The 17,534-nt window shown below is 58.7% G+C and carries 17 protein-coding genes; 8 read left to right on the top strand and 9 right to left on the bottom strand.

Going from position 1 to position 17,534, the window contains the following annotated elements; translation table 11 throughout:
• The first annotated feature begins 202 nt into the window (after positions 1 to 202).
• The 6 genes from HWY30_RS38130 (at position 203) to HWY30_RS38155 (ending at position 7,259) form a co-directional block, all read left to right on the top strand.
• Positions 203 to 757, top strand: coding sequence for a YagK/YfjJ domain-containing protein (locus tag HWY30_RS38130; protein WP_244145166.1), 555 nt, complete (start codon positions 203 to 205; stop codon positions 755 to 757).
• Between the two features lie 162 nt (positions 758 to 919).
• Positions 920 to 1,204, top strand: coding sequence for a hypothetical protein (locus HWY30_RS38135; protein WP_208524364.1), 285 nt, complete (start codon positions 920 to 922; stop codon positions 1,202 to 1,204).
• A gap of 450 nt (positions 1,205 to 1,654) precedes the next feature.
• A complete protein-coding gene (locus tag HWY30_RS38140) occupies positions 1,655 to 3,199 on the top strand; it encodes an McrB family protein (protein WP_244145167.1) in 1,545 nt (514 codons plus the stop codon).
• A gap of 205 nt (positions 3,200 to 3,404) precedes the next feature.
• The gene (locus HWY30_RS38145) at positions 3,405 to 4,865 is read left to right on the top strand and encodes a hypothetical protein (protein ID WP_090802682.1); all 1,461 of its coding nucleotides are present in this window, start codon (positions 3,405 to 3,407) and stop codon (positions 4,863 to 4,865) included.
• A 9-nt stretch (positions 4,866 to 4,874) separates the two neighbouring features.
• Positions 4,875 to 6,701 carry an acetate and sugar kinases/Hsc70/actin family protein gene (locus HWY30_RS38150; RefSeq protein WP_208524365.1) on the top strand — a complete coding sequence of 609 codons (1,827 nt, stop codon included), beginning with the start codon at positions 4,875 to 4,877 and terminating at the stop codon, positions 6,699 to 6,701.
• Positions 6,702 to 6,713: 12 nt separating this feature from the next.
• Positions 6,714 to 7,259: a hypothetical protein gene (locus tag HWY30_RS38155; protein WP_244145168.1), complete on the top strand. Its 546-nt coding sequence runs from the start codon at positions 6,714 to 6,716 to the stop codon at positions 7,257 to 7,259.
• Between the two features lie 204 nt (positions 7,260 to 7,463).
• Here the strand turns inward: HWY30_RS38155 and HWY30_RS38160 are convergent, their stop codons facing one another.
• From HWY30_RS38160 to HWY30_RS38195, 8 genes are all read right to left on the bottom strand, one after another.
• Entirely contained in the window at positions 7,464 to 7,754 is a 291-nt protein-coding gene (locus HWY30_RS38160) for a hypothetical protein (protein WP_090802684.1), read from the bottom strand.
• Positions 7,751 to 8,134, bottom strand: coding sequence for a hypothetical protein (locus tag HWY30_RS38165; protein WP_090802686.1), 384 nt, complete (start codon positions 8,132 to 8,134; stop codon positions 7,751 to 7,753). The genes HWY30_RS38160 and HWY30_RS38165 overlap by 4 nt, the downstream gene beginning before the upstream one ends.
• Positions 8,135 to 8,239: 105 nt before the next feature.
• A complete protein-coding gene (locus HWY30_RS38170; RefSeq protein WP_090802688.1) occupies positions 8,240 to 8,527 on the bottom strand; it encodes a hypothetical protein in 288 nt (95 codons plus the stop codon).
• Positions 8,528 to 8,600: 73 nt separating this feature from the next.
• Positions 8,601 to 9,626: a hypothetical protein gene (locus HWY30_RS38175; protein WP_090802689.1), complete on the bottom strand. Its 1,026-nt coding sequence runs from the start codon at positions 9,624 to 9,626 to the stop codon at positions 8,601 to 8,603.
• Positions 9,623 to 10,540 (bottom strand): recombination directionality factor, encoded by a 918-nt coding sequence (locus tag HWY30_RS38180; protein ID WP_090802691.1) that lies wholly within the window; start codon positions 10,538 to 10,540, stop codon positions 9,623 to 9,625. The genes HWY30_RS38175 and HWY30_RS38180 overlap by 4 nt, the downstream gene beginning before the upstream one ends.
• 66 nt (positions 10,541 to 10,606) lie before the next feature.
• On the bottom strand, positions 10,607 to 11,602 hold the full coding sequence (locus HWY30_RS38185) for a YqaJ viral recombinase family nuclease (RefSeq protein WP_090802693.1): 996 nt from the start codon (positions 11,600 to 11,602) through the stop codon (positions 10,607 to 10,609).
• A 74-nt stretch (positions 11,603 to 11,676) separates the two neighbouring features.
• Positions 11,677 to 12,642 carry a DUF932 domain-containing protein gene (locus HWY30_RS38190; protein ID WP_090802694.1) on the bottom strand — a complete coding sequence of 322 codons (966 nt, stop codon included), beginning with the start codon at positions 12,640 to 12,642 and terminating at the stop codon, positions 11,677 to 11,679.
• 86 nt (positions 12,643 to 12,728) lie between these two features.
• On the bottom strand, positions 12,729 to 13,214 hold the full coding sequence (locus HWY30_RS38195; protein WP_244145169.1) for a hypothetical protein: 486 nt from the start codon (positions 13,212 to 13,214) through the stop codon (positions 12,729 to 12,731).
• Between the two features lie 734 nt (positions 13,215 to 13,948).
• Here HWY30_RS38195 and HWY30_RS38200 point away from each other — a divergent pair.
• Both HWY30_RS38200 and HWY30_RS38205 read left to right on the top strand, forming a co-directional pair.
• Positions 13,949 to 14,719, top strand: coding sequence for a GIY-YIG nuclease family protein (locus HWY30_RS38200; RefSeq protein WP_090802696.1), 771 nt, complete (start codon positions 13,949 to 13,951; stop codon positions 14,717 to 14,719).
• A gap of 152 nt (positions 14,720 to 14,871) precedes the next feature.
• Entirely contained in the window at positions 14,872 to 16,971 is a 2,100-nt protein-coding gene (locus tag HWY30_RS38205) for a ParB N-terminal domain-containing protein (RefSeq protein ID WP_208524366.1), read from the top strand.
• Positions 16,972 to 17,328: 357 nt separating this feature from the next.
• Here the strand turns inward: HWY30_RS38205 and HWY30_RS41225 are convergent.
• On the bottom strand, positions 17,329 to 17,534 hold a 206-nt coding region (locus HWY30_RS41225), incomplete at its 5' end, for a hypothetical protein (protein ID WP_208524367.1).

A 17,534-nucleotide genomic window follows, 5' to 3' on the forward strand; every position in this document is an offset into this window, starting at 1 on the left:
CCAAATTACGAGAGTAGACGCGATCCGGCCAAAGTTTACAAGCACGGCTTTCAAGTCATTGAATGTAAACGGCTTGCTGGCGCGGGCGGCTGCCGCAGCGAGATGTGTATAACGCTATGATCTGACGGTAGCGCCCAATGAAGACGCAACGCGTGTACGTACGGCTTGGGATATCGGAGATGCGAGCGCGTGGTCAGCGCCGATGGATGCGGAGCGCGAGCGAGCCATGCAGGCGGAAAATAGAGCTCGGATCGACGTCGAAATTGCGTTGCGAGATCGTGCACGCTTCTTCAGCAACCCGTATGGTGTCGACAAAGATCTGTTCGAGCACATGATCGGCTATATCGTGAAACTCGAGCGCTCCGATGATGGCCCGTACCACTTTCATTGCATCTTCTTCTTCGATGGTCAGAAAGTGCAGCGCGTCAAGTATTGGACGAAGCGCATTGAGCGGTACTGGAAGAAGATCACGCAGGATCGCGGGTACGTTCACAACTGCCACATCAATCCAAAAAAAGAGGAGTTGAAAAAGCAGGGGCGATGGGCAGTCGGTCGCATCAACGGCAGCAACCGCCGGCAAGTCAGGACGCTCGCACGGTATGCGATGTGGTATTTCACGAAAGACGGTCAGTGTGTGCGGGTGAAACCCAAGGTAAAGTCGAAGCTGTTGACGATGGGCATGATCCGCAAGAAACGATTAGGCGGCCCAGGGCGGCCGCGTAAGGCAAAGAAGAGGCCGCCGTCTACCCTCGCATAAGCATTCCTTTACCCGCAGCCTTCCGCGCCTGTCTCAAGTTTCTCCGAATTCCGCCGTATACGTGTAATTGGCAGAGGGTTAGCTGATGATGAGCCGTGGCTTGGCGATGCCGGCCATGTCAACGCGATCAAGCGGTACGGTTGAATTTCTGGGAGACTTGAAATGTCGGTAAAGGATGAAAGTGCTGCTATTGAAACTGCGGGTGCGGTGGTTGGCGGCGTCGGTGGCGCTGCCGCTGGTGTGGGTGGTGCCGTTGCGGCGGTATCTGCGGCAGGGACCGCGGGCTTGAGCGCTGCGGGAATTACCTCTGGCCTCGCCGCAATTGGTAGCGTGGTTGGCGGTGGTATGACCGCAGGTATTGTGATCACTGCCGCTGCTCCTGTCGCTGTCGCTGCCGGGCTGGGCTATGCCGGATACCGAGTTGCGAAGTGGTATCGCTCGAAGTAAATGTGCCTTTAGGAAATGGCCGGAATAGCCAACACTTGCTGGTTAGCCTCTGCTTAACGATCGAATCTGCTATCGCATCCAGAGTATGCAAATCGACAGACAAACCTATCTGAATGCTAACGCTCGGATTCTATTCGGCGAACGCATGATCGACGAGAGCGCACGCGAATGGGCATGGCTCGCATTGGAGAAAATTCGCCAGCGATTTCCGCGCGCCGACCACTGGACTACTGGCGCCCCGGATAAAAACTACATTGATATCCGGATTGGTGCGAAGAGAAAAGGGCTGAGCAAAGGAGTCCCGGCAATCTATCTATTCGTTGAAAAAAGGTACCGTCACTGTCGCCAAATCCAAAATATTCAGCAGAAAGCGATCGGATGGAAACCAACGCTCACAGTTCTCCAACCGAGGACGCACTCGATGAGTGGCTCGATGCTGCTGAGTAGCGCTTGGAAGAATACGTTAAGGATCAGCTGCCAGACTATAAAGGTCCTGGCCTTGTTCCAAGCGACTTTCAGCAAGAGGATGCGGATGTAGAGACTGACGAATCAACGGATGGGCAGGAAACTTCGGCAGTTCCGAATGAACCTGCCAGTCGGGAGTGTGACCCAGAGAACCTGATTTTGTTCGGTCCTCCAGGTACAGGCAAAACCCATCATACCGTCGACGAGGCTCTGCGCATTCTCGACCCCGCGTTGGTCCGAAGCCGTCCCCGCCGTGAAGTGCATACTGCCGCGTTCAACGAATACTTGGGGAACGGGCAGGTCGTCTTTACCACGTTTCACCAGAGTTTTAGCTACGAGGACTTCGTAGAAGGGTTGCGCGCCACGACCACAGACGGGCAGATCGAGTATGTGATCGAACCCGGAGTATTCAAGCAGCTGTGCGAGCGGGCGGCGCAAGGCGTCGTAGCAGGCGAAGACCTTTTTGATATTGCGCTTGCGCAGTTCACACAAAAGCTGGAGGAGAGTGATGGTCGAGTTAAGATGCAGACGAGCACCGGGCAGAGTTTTACCGTCACCTACGACGGAGGCCGATTGTTCCGCGCCTACCCAGACCGTGGTCGCCACACGGCGGCAGGTCATCCGACCAGCATGGTGCACGTGCGGCAGCTCTACCAAACTGGCGATGACAGTGGAATCTACCGTCTGTCGTACGTAAAGGGTGTGCTCGTATACCTGCAACGAGAGTGTGGGTTGCCAGATAAACCAGCTACTCCCCCGACCTCCGAGAGTCGCAAACAATTTGTGGTGGTAATCGATGAGATCAATCGTGGCAACGTCTCTCGTATTTTCGGCGAACTAATCACTCTGATCGAGCCGTCTCGCCGCGCGGGCATGCCAGAGGCGCTAAGCGTGACGTTACCGTACTCGAAAGAGTCATTCTCAGTGCCGGCCAACCTGCATATCATCGGCACCATGAACACAGCCGACCGGTCGCTGGCAGGACTTGATATCGCTTTGCGCCGACGTTTTTCCTTTATGGAGATGCCGCCTGATCCGTCGTTGCTCCAAGGCATCACCGTCTCTGGCGTAGATATCGCGCGGTTGCTGTCGGTGATCAACGCACGCATCGAGGTTTTGCTGGATCGTGACCACGCGATCGGGCATGTACACTTCTTGCCGCTGAAGAAGGAACCTAGTTTACCTGTGCTTGCACGGATCTTTAGCAAAAAGTTAGTGCCATTGCTCCAGGAGTATTTCTTTGAGGACTGGCAGCGGATCCGATGGGTACTGAACGATCATCGTAAGGAGAGGGGTCTCCAGTTCGTAGTTAGTTCTGCACTCGACACGGACGCGTTGTTGGGCTCGGATGTTGATCTCAATGTGCAAGACGCTCGTTGGACGGTTGACGTCAACGCGTTCAATAAGGTGGCTGCGTACGAGGGCATTATCGAAGTGAAGGTGAAACCGGCGCGCACTGGTTTGGCGGATGACGGAAAGAGCGATCCCGGAAAGTCAACTATTGTCGAGGCCAGCGCGGAAGCCACGTGACTACGCGGATAGGGCAAGCGGCAATTGGAAAACCGCAGAGCGGCGATAAAATAACCGATCGGCCACAATTCGCGGGCTCGCCAAGGCGATCCGGCACCAAATCAATTTGTGCGCGAGTCGGCGGCGATGGCGCCGCCGAAAGGCTCAACGAATCAACTAGACAGTCAAACCAACAAACAATCAATCAACGGGGGCGAGGCGGCCGATGGTAGACGGGCACGAGCAAACTATCAGCACAAGCGCGATTCTCCGGACCGTGCTGACCACAACTGACCTGCGCCAGGTGCAGGAGATCCTGACCGCCGAAATGGCGCAGCAAAAGATACAGGCGCTGATAAAAGGCGCCAATCTTGATCGCGTGTGTAATCGCATCTACGAATTGGCAGAACGAGGCGACCAAGAAACCCGCCTGACCGCTGCTGCGGTTTTGGGGCGCCTTGCAGCGGTCGCTAGGGGGCGCGAAGCTCAGGTATTTGCGCGGCTGCCGGAAATGCTCGCGTTTGAGCCTCCTTCTCTCGATGCGCTCAAGGGCGACGAGCGGACCTACGCCGCGCAAAGCCTCCGACACGCACGCGGCGGGTGGCTGCCGGAGTACTGCATCCGAGAGTCGCTGGCTCTCGACACTGCCGAGAACGCACGAAAGGAACTGTTTGTCACGGCTCTGACCTGCTACGACTCGGTCAGCAGCACGCTTGCCGCGCTGGCGAACCACGCCTCGTCGCTCAACGCCATTGAAAACACCGAAACAAGATACCGGCGGGTTCGCCGCATTTTCACGCAGCTTTCGGACGCGCTGAAGGAGTGGCAGGGGGCTGTCGGCGAATCCCCTGGCTTGGCGCTTTCAGATTGCTTGGAGGTTTTTCTTCGAGGTAACTCCGAGACGGCTGACTCCCAAGTCTCATTCTCCGTGCTCGAAGGGGCTTTCGCTGTCCTTGCCCGGATGATCGAGATGCGGTTTTCCCATGCGCTGCATGCGGAAATGTATGCGGCTGTCGAGCAGGGTAAGAAGGCGGTCGGGGTCTTCGCATGGAGCGAATACATCGCTCAGTCAGAAGCTATCGTTCGGCTGCGAGTGGATATGCTCGAAGCGGCCTTGGTCATCGCGCGACAGAACCGAACCGACATTCGCATCATGGGCGCCCTCTCGGCCGCCTTTGGTTCGCGAGCTCAAGTAGGGGTGGCGATCAAGCGGCATTTCAAGGACGCCCGAGATCTCGACCCGGACGTTCGCGAGTGGTGGAGCTCCGGCGGAGAAGCGACAAGCAGCCGCAGAACCATCGAGCACAAAGTCGGTAACACGGAGGACCAACAGATCGGGGCTCTGCTGGTCGAGGTCGAGAGCAACAAGGACGCGATGGAGAAGCTGGGTCGCGACGCGATTCCTCTTTTTGAAATCGACGATCCGGTTCTCGCTTCGACATTGAAGCGAGCGGTGTCCGGGTATATGGAAATGGCTCAGATCGCGCGACGGTTGGCGCGAATGCGCAAGTTAACGACGACGAGCTTGCGCGGAGCGCGGGTTGAATACAACCCGCTCGAACACGAAATGCTAGGGGGCCACCAGCCGGGGGTTCGAAAGGTGAAAGTCGTGCGGGACGGGGTTCAAAAGGAGTTTGCGGGGAAGGTCAAAACGTTGGTCAAGCCATGGGTAGAGCCTGAAGAATAAGGACAAGATATGGAAGCGATCGTAGCCAAGATTCTTTTCCAGAATCTGCTGAAACGGTTCAAGCAAACGGAAGACGGGGATTACCAACTAGCGGGAGTGGTGACGACTGAGGAGATGGCGGCGCTTCGATTCGCGCTCGACACCCTCTCAGGGGCATCGGCAGTTGCGGTAGCGCTGAGCCCTCAGGCAGCGCCCGTTTCGCCGGATGTAAGCGGTAATGGTAATGCGCAGACCGTCAAAGCTGGCGAGGCCGCTGCCGTCGGCGCAGGGCTCGCCGATGCCCCTGTCGGCGATACGGCCGTGGAAGACGCCGATGTGGCGGTCGCTGAGGCTGTCGAAGAGCCTCCGATGGCGGTCCCACGCGAAGCGCCGGTTCTTGACCTGGGCGTTTTGACCCTGCCGCCCCCTCCGGGGAACGCACGAGTTTGCTTGGACTTCGGGACCGCGATGTCGAAGGCGAGCCTGGTCGAGGACGATGCAGGATCAGGGTTCGAAGATGTCACCGTGTTGGACCTTGGCGTCCCTGGGGACCAAGAGGAAATCAGCCAGTCGATGCTGATTTCGTCCGTGTATATCGACAACGGGGGCTTCATCTGGTTTGGCAAGGCGGCGGTGGATCGCTCGGTGATCGAAGCCGCCGATGGCTCGCGTCAACGCCTTGACAACATCAAGCGGCGGTTGTCCGAAGACGGTTTGAACGAAAAGGTTGACGAAGTTTTCAACCCGATAGCCGGAGAGGTTCAGATCGTCTATGACGATGTCGTTCTGGCCTATCTGACTTTCTTGACGTGGGCGATGAGCAAGTGCCTCGACAAGTTGGGCTTTCCGCGTAACGTCGTGAGGCGGTTCGCAATGCCGTGTTTGCCGGCCGACAAATCGCGAGAAACCGCGCACCGCCTACGTTTGTTGCTCGGCGAAGCACAAGTGTTGGCGGACACGTTTGGCGACCGACTGACGCAAGGTTTGCATCTCGCCGAGTTTGTCGATGCGCTGGCTGAGCTGCGTCGCAAGGGTGTGAAGGCTTATCCTTTTGTCGGAGAAGACATCACCGAGCCTCTTGGCGTCGCCGGCTCGCTGCTCAAACCGACGAGCCGAATGGACTCGATGGTCATGGTGGTTGACGTTGGCGCCGGCACCAGCGATCTCAGCCTCTATCGAATCGTCGTCGACCCCGAGCGCGGAAAAAACAGCTCGCTGGAGGCGGATGGCGCGGCGATCGGCATCACGGAGGCCGGAAACTTTCTGGACAGGCTGCTCGTCCGGTTCATCATGAAGAAGGCAGGCATCGAGCCCGAGAATCCTGACCGCGTGCGAATCCGGCGCAAGCTAGAACTGACGATTCGCGACCACAAGGAGACATTGTTCAACGAAGGCTTTGTGACGATCGCATTGCCGGAGATCGACGACGTGATGATCGAGCTAGAAGAGTATCGATCTCTGGACCAAGTGAAGAGCTTCGGCATCTCCCTCAAGAAGACAATGCAAGAAATCTTGGAGAAGGTCGACGACAGTTGGACGGACTGGATTGTCGCCGATCCCGGCCGGTATCTGACGGTCGTCTTGACTGGAGGCGGCGCGAACCTCCCAATGGTGCGAGAGCTGGCCGAGGGAGAAATGACGGTGCGAGGCAAAAAAATCAGGCTGGTTCCGTCGTTGGCTTTCCCGAAATGGCTGAACGACGACTATCCAGAGTTGGAGCACGACTACCCTCGGATCGCCGTTTCGTTGGGCGGGGCGCGCCGGAGGCTGATCGAGCGAGGCGGCGCGGCGACGATAGCCGGCGGCGGCGTCAAGACGATACCGACACTCGGCGGCTATTACCAGAAGGGCTCGTAGTCGAGGGCGGCGGTGGCGACAACAACGTCGCCACCCGACAGAAATCGCCGCGCCAATGACGGGGATTTTGTTGACGGGGTGAAGATCATGGCGCAGCGCTTGCGTTTGTTGCCTCCATTTCTTGATGGCGTCGTTACGGAGCAGGCTTATTTCCGTTGGCTTGCGCGTAGGGCCGATGCTCACGTGCGCCGAGATCGCAAGCGTTTCTCGAACGGTGCAATGGGAGCCGCATATCGTAAAGCGATCCACGAAGCGGTCTTGGCGAGCGGTGGCCGCGACGACTACACGGGTGAAAGGCTCGATTGGACGCTCATCAGCAAATACACAAACGCCGAGTCCCAAGTGGGCCGCCACCATTACAAAACAGGCTTCGCGTTGTTGCCGACCGTCGACCATGTTGACGCTTCGCTCAGCTCGGTCTCTTTCAAGATATGCGCTTGGCGCACGAACGATGCGAAGAACGACATGCCGGTTGGCGTCTTTCTGAATCTGTGCGAGCGGGTGTTGAGGCACGCGGGCTACGGTGTCGAGCCACCGGCAGAGCGAGCCTCCACGTAGCCTCCGGGCTTGCGACGGTCGACGACAACAGGGCGAAGTGGCGGACTTGGGCACGGCGCGCAACTGCAATTTCCCGCATTGCAAGAGACGGAACATCGCCAAAAATTGAAATCACAACGCTCAAAAGCCGACGGTGGGCTGACAGCAATGGGTCGAACCTAGCCGAATACGGCATGCTAGGTTCGCCCGTAAGCTAGTTCTCAATCAATACTCTTCTGGCAACAGAATCGTTGTCACTGCGCGATTCGCCTCGGTGATGATCCAGATCTTGCTCTGCCCATTCGGCAGGTCGTAGCTCGACAGCAACCGCTTGCCGGTCAACAACGCCAACTCGTTCGCGGCAAGGTCCTCTGCGCTCAGATCACCCCAGTCACCGTGAACATGCCGAGCAATCAGCAGCACGCCTTCGATGCCCGCCGCATTGAGCGCGGCCTGAGCTGCGGGAGTAATGACAGGTCGCCCGATCGGGAAACGCGGGCCGTTCGTGTAGCTCATGTGTGGCCCTCCTGTACGTAGTGGGCTTTGGGCCACGCGGGATAGTGACGGTTCGCCGGCTGAGTCGGGCGTGAGTCGCTACCAGGCACGACGTCATCGAGCCGATCGATCGTCGTATGCGCGCGATTCCACTCCGTGATGACCAGAACTCGCGTCTGGTCCGGCAGGCGGTAGATCGAGATCAGCCGCAGGCCGGTCGCGATCGACACGTCGTTCTGTCGCTTGTCGTCCTCGGATACAACGCCCCAATCACCGGCAATGTGGCGGAGCACTACGCTGACGACGGGCACGCCATTCGTACGCAGTGTCGCGAGCGCTGCATGCGAGACGAGCAGCTTGCCCGGATGGAACAAGGGTTTAAGGCGGGTAGGTTGGAACATCGACTTCTCCTAAAATGGACGAGCACGCCCCTCCAGTCAGGCCGGATGCATGCGGGAAATGAAGGGAAGCCCGGTGGCGTGCGCCGGGTCGGACAGGTCTGGGAATTACGGCCTACGGTTGCTCGGCTTCAGCGGAACGCCGACACCGAAATGCTTGGGCATCGTCTCCATGTGCGCCCGAAGCGTGGGGAAGAGGCTGATGACACCGGGCATTGAGGCAAGGACGCGCACCAGTTCGCGCTGGCGGTGCTGTTCGAAAGCCCAGGCTGCGGCAAAGCTGATAGCCGTGATACCGGCCACGACGCCGAGCCCCTTTGTCACGGGACAGAGGCGCGGTGGCAGATGAACGAATCTCGTTTCGTACATGAATTGCTCCAGATAAAGGGCGAACAAGGGCCTCCGGATGAACCGGATAACGTGATCGCCAAGGTGATGGAACGAAGATCGGGCGCTCGACGCGCCCGTGTTATGCCGTCGCGGACAGTTCGGCGAGCTGGCGGCGCAGCGCGGCTGCCCGTGCCTGGGAGCAGCGCAGGTGGCGGCGGATGTCAACGACGGTCGGGCGGACATGACCGGCCGCGATGGCCTGCGCGAGCTGCGTTACCTCATTACGGGGCGGAGTACGGTCCGGTAACGGTGTAATGGGATCGTCATTGGGCGCGTGTCTGCCGGCGGCCACTTCGCGAGTCACGGGTTCTCCGACGTGACCGGCCGCGACGCTCGTGGCGACGTTGGAAGTCGCGGCAGTCACGTTCACGGTCGGCATGACTTCCGGCGGAGTCACGAGCGGCACCTGAGCCGGTAACGATGGCGGGCGAAGTGCAACCGTCCACAACAGGCATGCGACGCCTTCGAGGACCGCAGCGAACATCAGCCCCGAAGCCAGATCGACGCGGGCAGTCGTCACGCCGAGTAACGCCGCCATTCGTGACGTGACCGGATCGGCGAGTAACGCGTCACGCCGGGCCGTGATGCGATCATCCGCAGCCTCGTGACGACGGATGTCGTCAGCTTCGGCGTCAAGCGCATCGAGTCTGGCGGCGAGAGTCACGCGCCTTGCTTCCAGTGGCGAACAGTCCGTTGCGCAACGTTGCATCTGCGCAAAGGCGAGCTGACGAGTCACGGTCGCCCGTTCCGCCATCACGACCGTCAGGCTGCGACCGGCGCCAAGGCTGCTGGTGGCAGTAACTGACTCAGCCCGGTGTTCACCCGCGTGCTGCTGGGCGAACAGGAAGAAGGTCACGTGCCCCATGCAGGCGGTGACCATGCTCGCTCCCCATAGCACGCTACCCATGATCCGGATCGCGACCGACGATCCGCGTATGAGCGTGGGTAGCAGGTGTGCGCTGACGACCAAGACGACACCAGTCGCCACCCATACGGCGCGCTCGGCGAGCAACCCGCCGCGCTGCCAGCCAGCGAGCACGGACATACAGACCGCTGTTCCCGTTGCCGTGCCTGCGAGAAGCAGGGCTGGACAGACGCGGATCATGCTGCCTTCCCTCCGTGTAACGCGGCGCGTTGTTCGAGCTTGCCTCTCAGGCCGGCTGCAGGCGGCTTGCCGGATTCGGCGTTACGGTCCCCCTGACTGTCGCCACTATCGGATTCGGACGGGTAGAACTCTTCAGCGACGGCTGCGCTTTCCTCGATACTGTCCTCGAACGCACCGTTACTGAAGCCGGCACGCGCAGCGGCGTCGAGTGCAGCCTGATCAAAACCCGCCGCACGGCGACGCGCATCCAGCTCGCGCGCTTCCGTGATCGCTGCTTCGAGCGTGCTGCCCGACCGCACACCGAGATCCACGTAGTAGATCGCGCTTCGATAACTTTGCGTCGTGGATTTTCCGCGCAGCTTCAGTTCCAGCGGCAGACAGGCGAGCAGGTTGCCCGATACTGCACTGAAGTAGTGCAGGCGTGCGGCTAGGCTCCTGATCGAGTTATACGACGTGGTTCTAAAGATGAACGAACCCATCTCGTCTTCGCCGCCGATCAGCACGTTCAGCCGGCCGTAGGGCTTACAGGCGCCACCGTGGCCGAACGCGCAGCTGTCCGGCGACGGACAGGGCAGGTCCTGGATGCCGGCCTCACCGGCACGGCGACAGGTCTCGCCGTTGCCGACGCAGACAGGCCGTCCGGACTCGCGATCGAAACATGAGAATTCCGCCCGCAGGTTGAGGTCCGGGTCATTGAAGAGGAACCGCACGGGAATCGCGCGCAGCTTGCCGGTATTGGTCTTGCGCAATTCGACATCGACAGGATGTAAGTGCCATCCGTCCCGGCCCTGCACTTGGGTCGTGATGGTGAACTGGTCGTCTTTCTCGGGCAGCCGCTTGCCGTTCTTCTCGACAACGCGACCGATGGAAATCCGCCCGATCACGGGCGGGGTGATAGCCAGGCCTTTGAGCATGGTCTCTCCTGTATACGTAAACAATGGGATGAAGCGAAGGAGGGGAACAGCAGGAACAGCGGGAAATCAGGTGTCCACGAGAAACCGGCGGGAGCCAGCTTTCGTGATGGCGTATTGCACGGCGAGATGCGGGTGATCAGCGAGCAGGCGCTTGAGATCGACGCCCGTGCCGTCCTTGCTGCGTTTGTAGGAAACCGAGCCTGTCTCGAACTCGGCGCGGTCGGCTTCGCCCATCGCCTGCTGGATGGTTTGCTTGAGCTGAGCTTCGGTTGCCTGACGGACATCGATGTCGGCCCGCACAGCAACCAGGTCGGCGAACGCGGATGACAGGCGACGGTCATCCGAGAAGTCGACCGTGCCGCCTGCACCCGGATACATGCAGCGCAATGCACGATCAGCCGAAACCGATCCGTCTGCCGGCGGCGGCGTATCGGTTTCAACGTAGCGCCAGAAAACCGCCTCCAGCTCGATGAGCCGCGCAATCAGTGCATCGTCACGCACCACGCGATGCACTTCGAGCTTCTGGCCGCAGATCAGCACGGCGACATCGGCCGCCTGTCTGCTCGTGACTGCGAGCTGGTGTTGGACCTGAAGCTGTACGTACTCGGGCACGCCTTCGCGCCAGAGCCGTGCGCCGAATTCGCCGGCCGTCTTGCATTCGAGCAACTGCACGTCCCGACAGCCGACCACCTCGCGATCCACGTTGGCAAGCATGAAGGGAGTCGTCGGATGCTGGAGCACCGCATTGACGCGCCGGACCTTATTGCCGGTCTGCTTCGTGTAGGACGCGGCCACAATGGGTTCGAGCAAGGTTCCCCAGTACACGGGTTCGCTCGTATCCTGAGGATCCGGGCGAGGCAGGTTCGCATCGCGCCCGGTCTTGATGAGCCACAGCTCAAGCGGACTCATATACGGATTCAGGCCCACAGCAGCGGCTGCATCCGAGCCGCCGATACCGTTTTTTCTTACCTCCAGCCACTCGTCGCGCGAGAGGGATTTCGTTTCCACGAGTCGCAGCGCCGGACGGTTCCTGCCACGTCCAGCCGGTTGAGCGTGAGACATTGCACTTCCTCCAGATGTGAAAAAAGCCCGGCGGGGACCATCCCGGCCGGGCTGCTATGACGTTGAGAACATGATCAGGCAATGAGCTTCATCGCCTCGTCGAACGCGCGCTGTTTCAGCGTGGCACCTGCACCGAACCACGCTGCATCGCGCCGGTGATCCTCGCTGCGAGCGCGGCGCTGGTGATCGACGAACTCGGTGACGCTGTTCACAAGACCCCACGCCGTGCCTGATGCCGAAGCGAGCGTTGCGCCCATCCCCTTGCCGGCGTACAGCGATTGCACGGCCTTGATTGCGCGGTCGTTCGTCACCGGTATCGGCATGTTCGGCCCGCCTGTGGGGTACGTGAGCACACGCTGAAAGAATTTCTCGGCGACGGAATCGCTGACCTTGCGTTCGGCCAGCGCCTTCATACGCGCCATGAACCCGTCCCAGCTCGAAATTGCGATGCCGAGTTGACGCTTCACGGCTTGCGCATCGAACTGCGAGCGGTGCGGCACCTTGACGGCACCCGCCGAATCGCCCAGTGCAATCTGGAGCGTGTTGTTGCAGACGACGCGGACAGACGTGAACTGTGCCGTGGTCGCCAGCGTACCGTCGCATGCGGTGGCGAGCAGTAGGTAGCCGTTGACGGTATCTTTGCCTCTGATAGTTACGGACTGGCCCGTGCGCGCGAGCGCCCAGAGCTTTTTGCCGTCCTTGAGTACGCCCGCGGTCTCCAGCTCGAAGCCTCCGACTTCGGTGAGGTCGCGGTAAAACTCAAGAATGTCTTTGGGTTGGACCACCTGATAGCGGGTTGAGACGACGGACAGCGGTTCCTTGGTATCTGAGCGATACAGCACGCGCTGCGCGGGAAAGGCGTGGATCGAGCCGAGATTGCCGGAGTCACCAGATACGTAGCGAACTTCGGCCGATTCGATTGTCCAGTCCATACCAGCCTGTTTCGCCCATACCTCGATTGGCTGGCGCGGAGAGAGTTGATTGCCGAGGCCATGCCATGGCTCTTCGCCGACGTAGGCCATCGATTTGACGAGATGCATGTCTAGCTCCTTGAATGTAAGCGGCATAGAACCCGGCGCTCGGCCAGGCTAATGCGCAGGAAATGTGAAAAGGGGGAAACCACAGCTCAGGTTGATGCTTTGAAGCGACTGAACGTGTGTCCGCAGTCGTGGCAGCGGAAGTTGTCGAGCACCTTGTCGTCGACGACCTCGCCAAAGATGGATCCAGTAGCGCAACCTGCCGTGCCACCGATGAGGCCGGCGATCACTGCACCTGCAATAGCGCCGCACGCGGCACCGGCAGGGCCAGCGAGCGCTCCGACCGCTGCGCCGGTTTCCGCGCCGGACAGAGCGAACGCGACGCCGCTGGCCGTGCCGGCAATCGCGCCTATTGCGCCGCCAGTCCTGCGGGCGCGATGGCGCGCATCGACACGCGAGGAGTCACATTTGGGGCACGCCGGGGCGGCCCCCGGCTGCATGCTGACACCGTTGTCCTGTCGTGCACGCGGCGGGACAAAGCTTTGCTTGAAGGACTCGTCATCGCTGTGCTCGTGGAGGCACATGTCGTCCGGCTCAGACGGCCCGTGAGGGTGGAAAAAGAGAGGATCATTCATGGGCAGTCTCCTCCCGCCGGATCCTGTCGGCGTAGTGGCGTAGGCCGACCGACGTGAACACGCCAGCGCTGAAGACAACAGCGAAGACGATCAAATATTCAAAAGGGGAAGGGTAAGTGGGCATCACGGCTCCCGAGGAGGTTCGCCGGCACGGGATTGCGCGGGCGGAGAGCGCAAGCTGCTGCCGCGCTCGATGCAGTGATATGTGATCGAAATAATTTTGAATGCAGGCCGGGCGTCGAGAGTCGACAAGATACTCTGTCACTCTAGGAGTAAAATCCCCCACCAAATACGTCCGCCATCCCCCTCCTATCTTTCATTTTTACTACAATGGGGCGCAAGTCGAACCGCAGTCAAATACGCGTTGGGCGGCCGTCGGGTAGGGAGCCACGGGTTCGTGTGAGTCTAATTATGAAAAAGTGGGCGCTTCAATCGTATCGACGGCATGCAGGGATCCGTCGCAATCAAGATGGACGCGAGGGAAGATGGCGTCGAGAGCGTTATTTCAGCGGCAATCTCCGACAGCGGGTCGCACTTAACAGTCCTGTGGCAAAGCCATCCACGCATGCATGAATTTATCGCTCAGAATTCTTCGTGTCCGCGAGCGTTCCGCCGCTCGGCAAAACCGCATCTTCGATACGCTTCGACAAGTCGCGAATATTCACTCCGCAACATCTGCGATGGCGTACCGACGCTGTTACTCGCGGCAGTTGCAAGAAACGCTCTTTCTCTGAATGGATCCCGAGATTCTCGCTAAATTCAAAAGATTCGGTCCGACCGAATTGGACCAAGTTCCGATCAAACCGGGCGTGTACGCGTGGTATGCGAAGCCGCAGATCGGACCGGCTGATTGGGCTCGTGCCGTTGACGCTAATGGAGCCGATTTTGGCGAACAAGCTTTCCGAAGTGTGCTCGCGAAGCATACATCAAGGTTCACGCCACCCTCCCTCCGCGTTGCGGCCCACAATGCATTTCGCGACACATGGGAAGGAAGGCTAACACCCTCGGTCTATGACCGGCATGTCGTTGCAATCAATAAGAAGGAGCTCTCTGAGATTGAGGCAAATACCATGAAGTTTCCGAAAGCCTCTATGGAAAAGATGCTTCTCTCGGAAAGGCAGAGGGGGCGCATGACTCAACTGCTTACGAGCGCAGCGACGCCGCTGCTCGCTTCGCCGCTATACATCGGGAAATCAGTAGATTTGCGACGTCGAGTAAACGATCATTTCGCAGATCTCGATAAGTGGCATCAAGTAATCCAGCGCGACCCTAATCACCGCGATCGTATTCGCGCAGCTTTGTTCGGCAGTGATCGCAACACCAGTGTCCCTGACATTTTCGCGACTCGCGCTATCGCCTCTGGTTTTAGTCCGGACAATCTCGAAGTCTACGTGTTGGACATCGCCGGAACACTTGGTATTCCAGAAGACTCAGCGCTTGAACTTGCAGAAGCCCTAGAGTGGCTTCTTAACACATGGCATCGTCCGATTCTTGGGAGGGCTTGACAGTGAATTTTTTCGACTCGCAGACAAGAAACACATATAACCAGCTCATCCTTGGGACCTGGGGAGCATTCAAGACGCGGGCTGGACGTGTCGATTTCCTTGAGACAAAGGCGAGGTTGTCGAACCCGCCAGACACGACGCCTGAATCGAGGTTGACGCAGTTCCTCCGCCCCGTTCGCGAAGCGTTGCCAGTGGCGGAAATGAACTTCAATCAGTTGCTTCAACGTGATCTTGACGATCATCGCGTAGCAGTTGAACTAGTGCCCTACCTTCTGAACCCGGACCGAACGGGGCCGGCATTCTTCCCACCGGTGGTGGCTTGTCTGTTGCCATTTCTGAACAGGGCGCCTCTGCAAAACTTCCCGAAGGCTATCGACACTGAGATTGTCAAAGATTTTGGTGCATGGCAGCCGACAGAGTACGGAGCCGCGTTCCGATTTGATCGCCTCCTAGCCGGTCAGACCGCTAACGAGTTCCATGCCAGCAAGCTTGGACGAGTGAACTGGAACCCGGAGTCTACCGAGTTGGTTATCATCGATGGGCAACATCGAGCGATGGCGCTATTGGCAATCGACCGCACGATCAATCATCGATGGAACGGTAGTGCTGAGAAGTATAAGTCCTTCTACGAACCGATCGTTCAACGCTGCTTGGATGGAATGAGTGCAGAGGAGCGTCAGATCGCGTTCTCGAACGTCGAATTGCCGGTCACCGTCATTTGGTTCCCGGAACTTCCAGAGCGCAGTAATCAGCATCAAGCGGCGCGGAAGGTATTTGTCGACCTCAATAAAAATGCGCGTCCGCCAAGCCCATCACGGCTTTTGCTTTTGTCCGACACCGATCTGATCAGCATCTTCACTCGTTCGTTACTGAACGACATGCGTTCGGATGGGGCGGGATATCCGGTTTTCGCCGTCGAATACGACAATCCAGCTCGCGACCAAGCGAGTAGCGCGAAGTGGAGCACGCTCACTAACGTGGCGAACATGTTCGAAAGCGTTAAGAGACTAATCTGCGGTCCAGAAAGATTCTTCAAGGATATGGGGTCCGCGTTTGTGGGTCGTGATAACGAGACACAGATGCGATTGGCTCTCGCAAATTCGCTGGACTTGCCGGCGGCCTTCCCCGAGACATTTGTCGACGATCGGACGTATACAAGGGACGAGATAGACGCCACGACGTTCCCTCCGACCAAGGTTCCCGACCTGACAAAGCAATTCAACGATGGGTGGGGTTACCTCATGAAGCAATTCTTCTCGGAGCTTGTGCCCTTCAAGGCGCATGCATTAGCTTTGCGACAATTGCGCGACGGTTGGAACCCGAACGGAGAGCCCGCGGCATCGCTGGCAAAGGACGCGATGTTCGAGGGAGTCGGACTGTATTGGACCCTAAAAGAGAGCGAAGCGCATTGGCGCGCAGATAACCAAAGACTAAAAGAAGAGATCAAGCCACTGTTGCCGCGCACCGACGTGGTCAATGCTTGGGACGGTACGCAGGCGAAGAAAGCAGAATTCGCAGCGCTGCGAGCTAAAGCGTTTCTGAAGAGCGCTTCGAAGGTGGAGGAAAGCGACGCGGCGTTTAGCATCTACTCAACAGCCGCCTGCCAGATCGGTTTCGTTCTCGCCGCACGGGCGGTCGCGTTCGCGAACAATGTTGAATTTGGAGCCATCCGCAATTTTGTCGATGCTTTGATGTCTGGCGTCAATGCGGCGCTCGACAAGAGGGAGCTGTTCATCTCGCGTGCACACACCAAGTCGCTGAACATGCTTCCCAAGTTGGACACCCCATACGCGGTCTACTTCCGCTATTTCTGGCTAGAGTTATTCAATTCGAAGGAGGCAAGCGCCGCATTGCAAGCTGCCGGCTTTGCCGCAGACGTTGCCGGACTATGCGGACGCGGACGGTGGCAATATCGCGAGTTCTTAATCAAGCTGCTAGCAAAGATGAAGCGATCAGCCGATGCCACGCTCAGCGAACAGCAGGCTCTCGCGCAGGCAAAAGCGGATACCGATAAGTCGTTAGCGCGCGTTTTGAAGTCGCTATTCGAATTGCAGCAGTCCGGCTACGAACAGTGGGTAAAGCAGGAATCTTTGTCGGGCACCGTAGACGAAGCCGCTATGGATGAGGAGCTACCAACGCCCGGCGACGACTCGCCGGCATCGTCTGTCCAATCAGAAATCGATGAGCTGGAACGATTGATAACTCAACGCGGTTCGAGTTCTGAGTCGGGGTCCTCGTCCGATACGCCGTGAACGCCTGACTTCCTGTTTTGTCGCACAACGCCCCGGTCCTGCGTCTCGAACGTAGAAGTTTCGGACGCAGTTCGCCCGGTAAGCTGACCGTGCCGATCCTCTGCTGTCGAAGGATTTGGGGCGCGAGCATGGTCCCGGTGATTCTGTAGTTATAAGCGCTCTCTATGAGTCCATTCCGATTTAAGCCGGCAACATCAGGCGAGAGCCTGTTGATTTATCTTTACGATAACGTCCTTAGCACCGACGGCCTGCAAATGCCCGCTGGGCATAGTTGGTCCAGTGCGGTCGGCGGCCGGGGACAAGCCATGCAAGACTATGCAGTCTGCGCAAGCGCTCTCAATTTGGTCGCGAGATTGATCAAAAAAGCTGAGCGAGTTCTTGAAATCGATGACGCGTCGCTCCATCACGGCGAATTCGTGAAGTTCTTGCAGCAAACGCTTGGCATGGCGAAGCATACTGACGACGTCCTAGGGCAACGCTGAACAAGCCGCCGCAAATCTCGATTTCAAAATGATTCGAGGTCTGATCACCGTGAGCGGAGCTTTGACCTCTGGTTTTCGGCC

Source organism: Paraburkholderia tuberum STM678 (assembly GCF_902833905.1).
Taxonomy (GTDB): Bacteria; Pseudomonadota; Gammaproteobacteria; order Burkholderiales; family Burkholderiaceae; genus Paraburkholderia; species Paraburkholderia tuberum.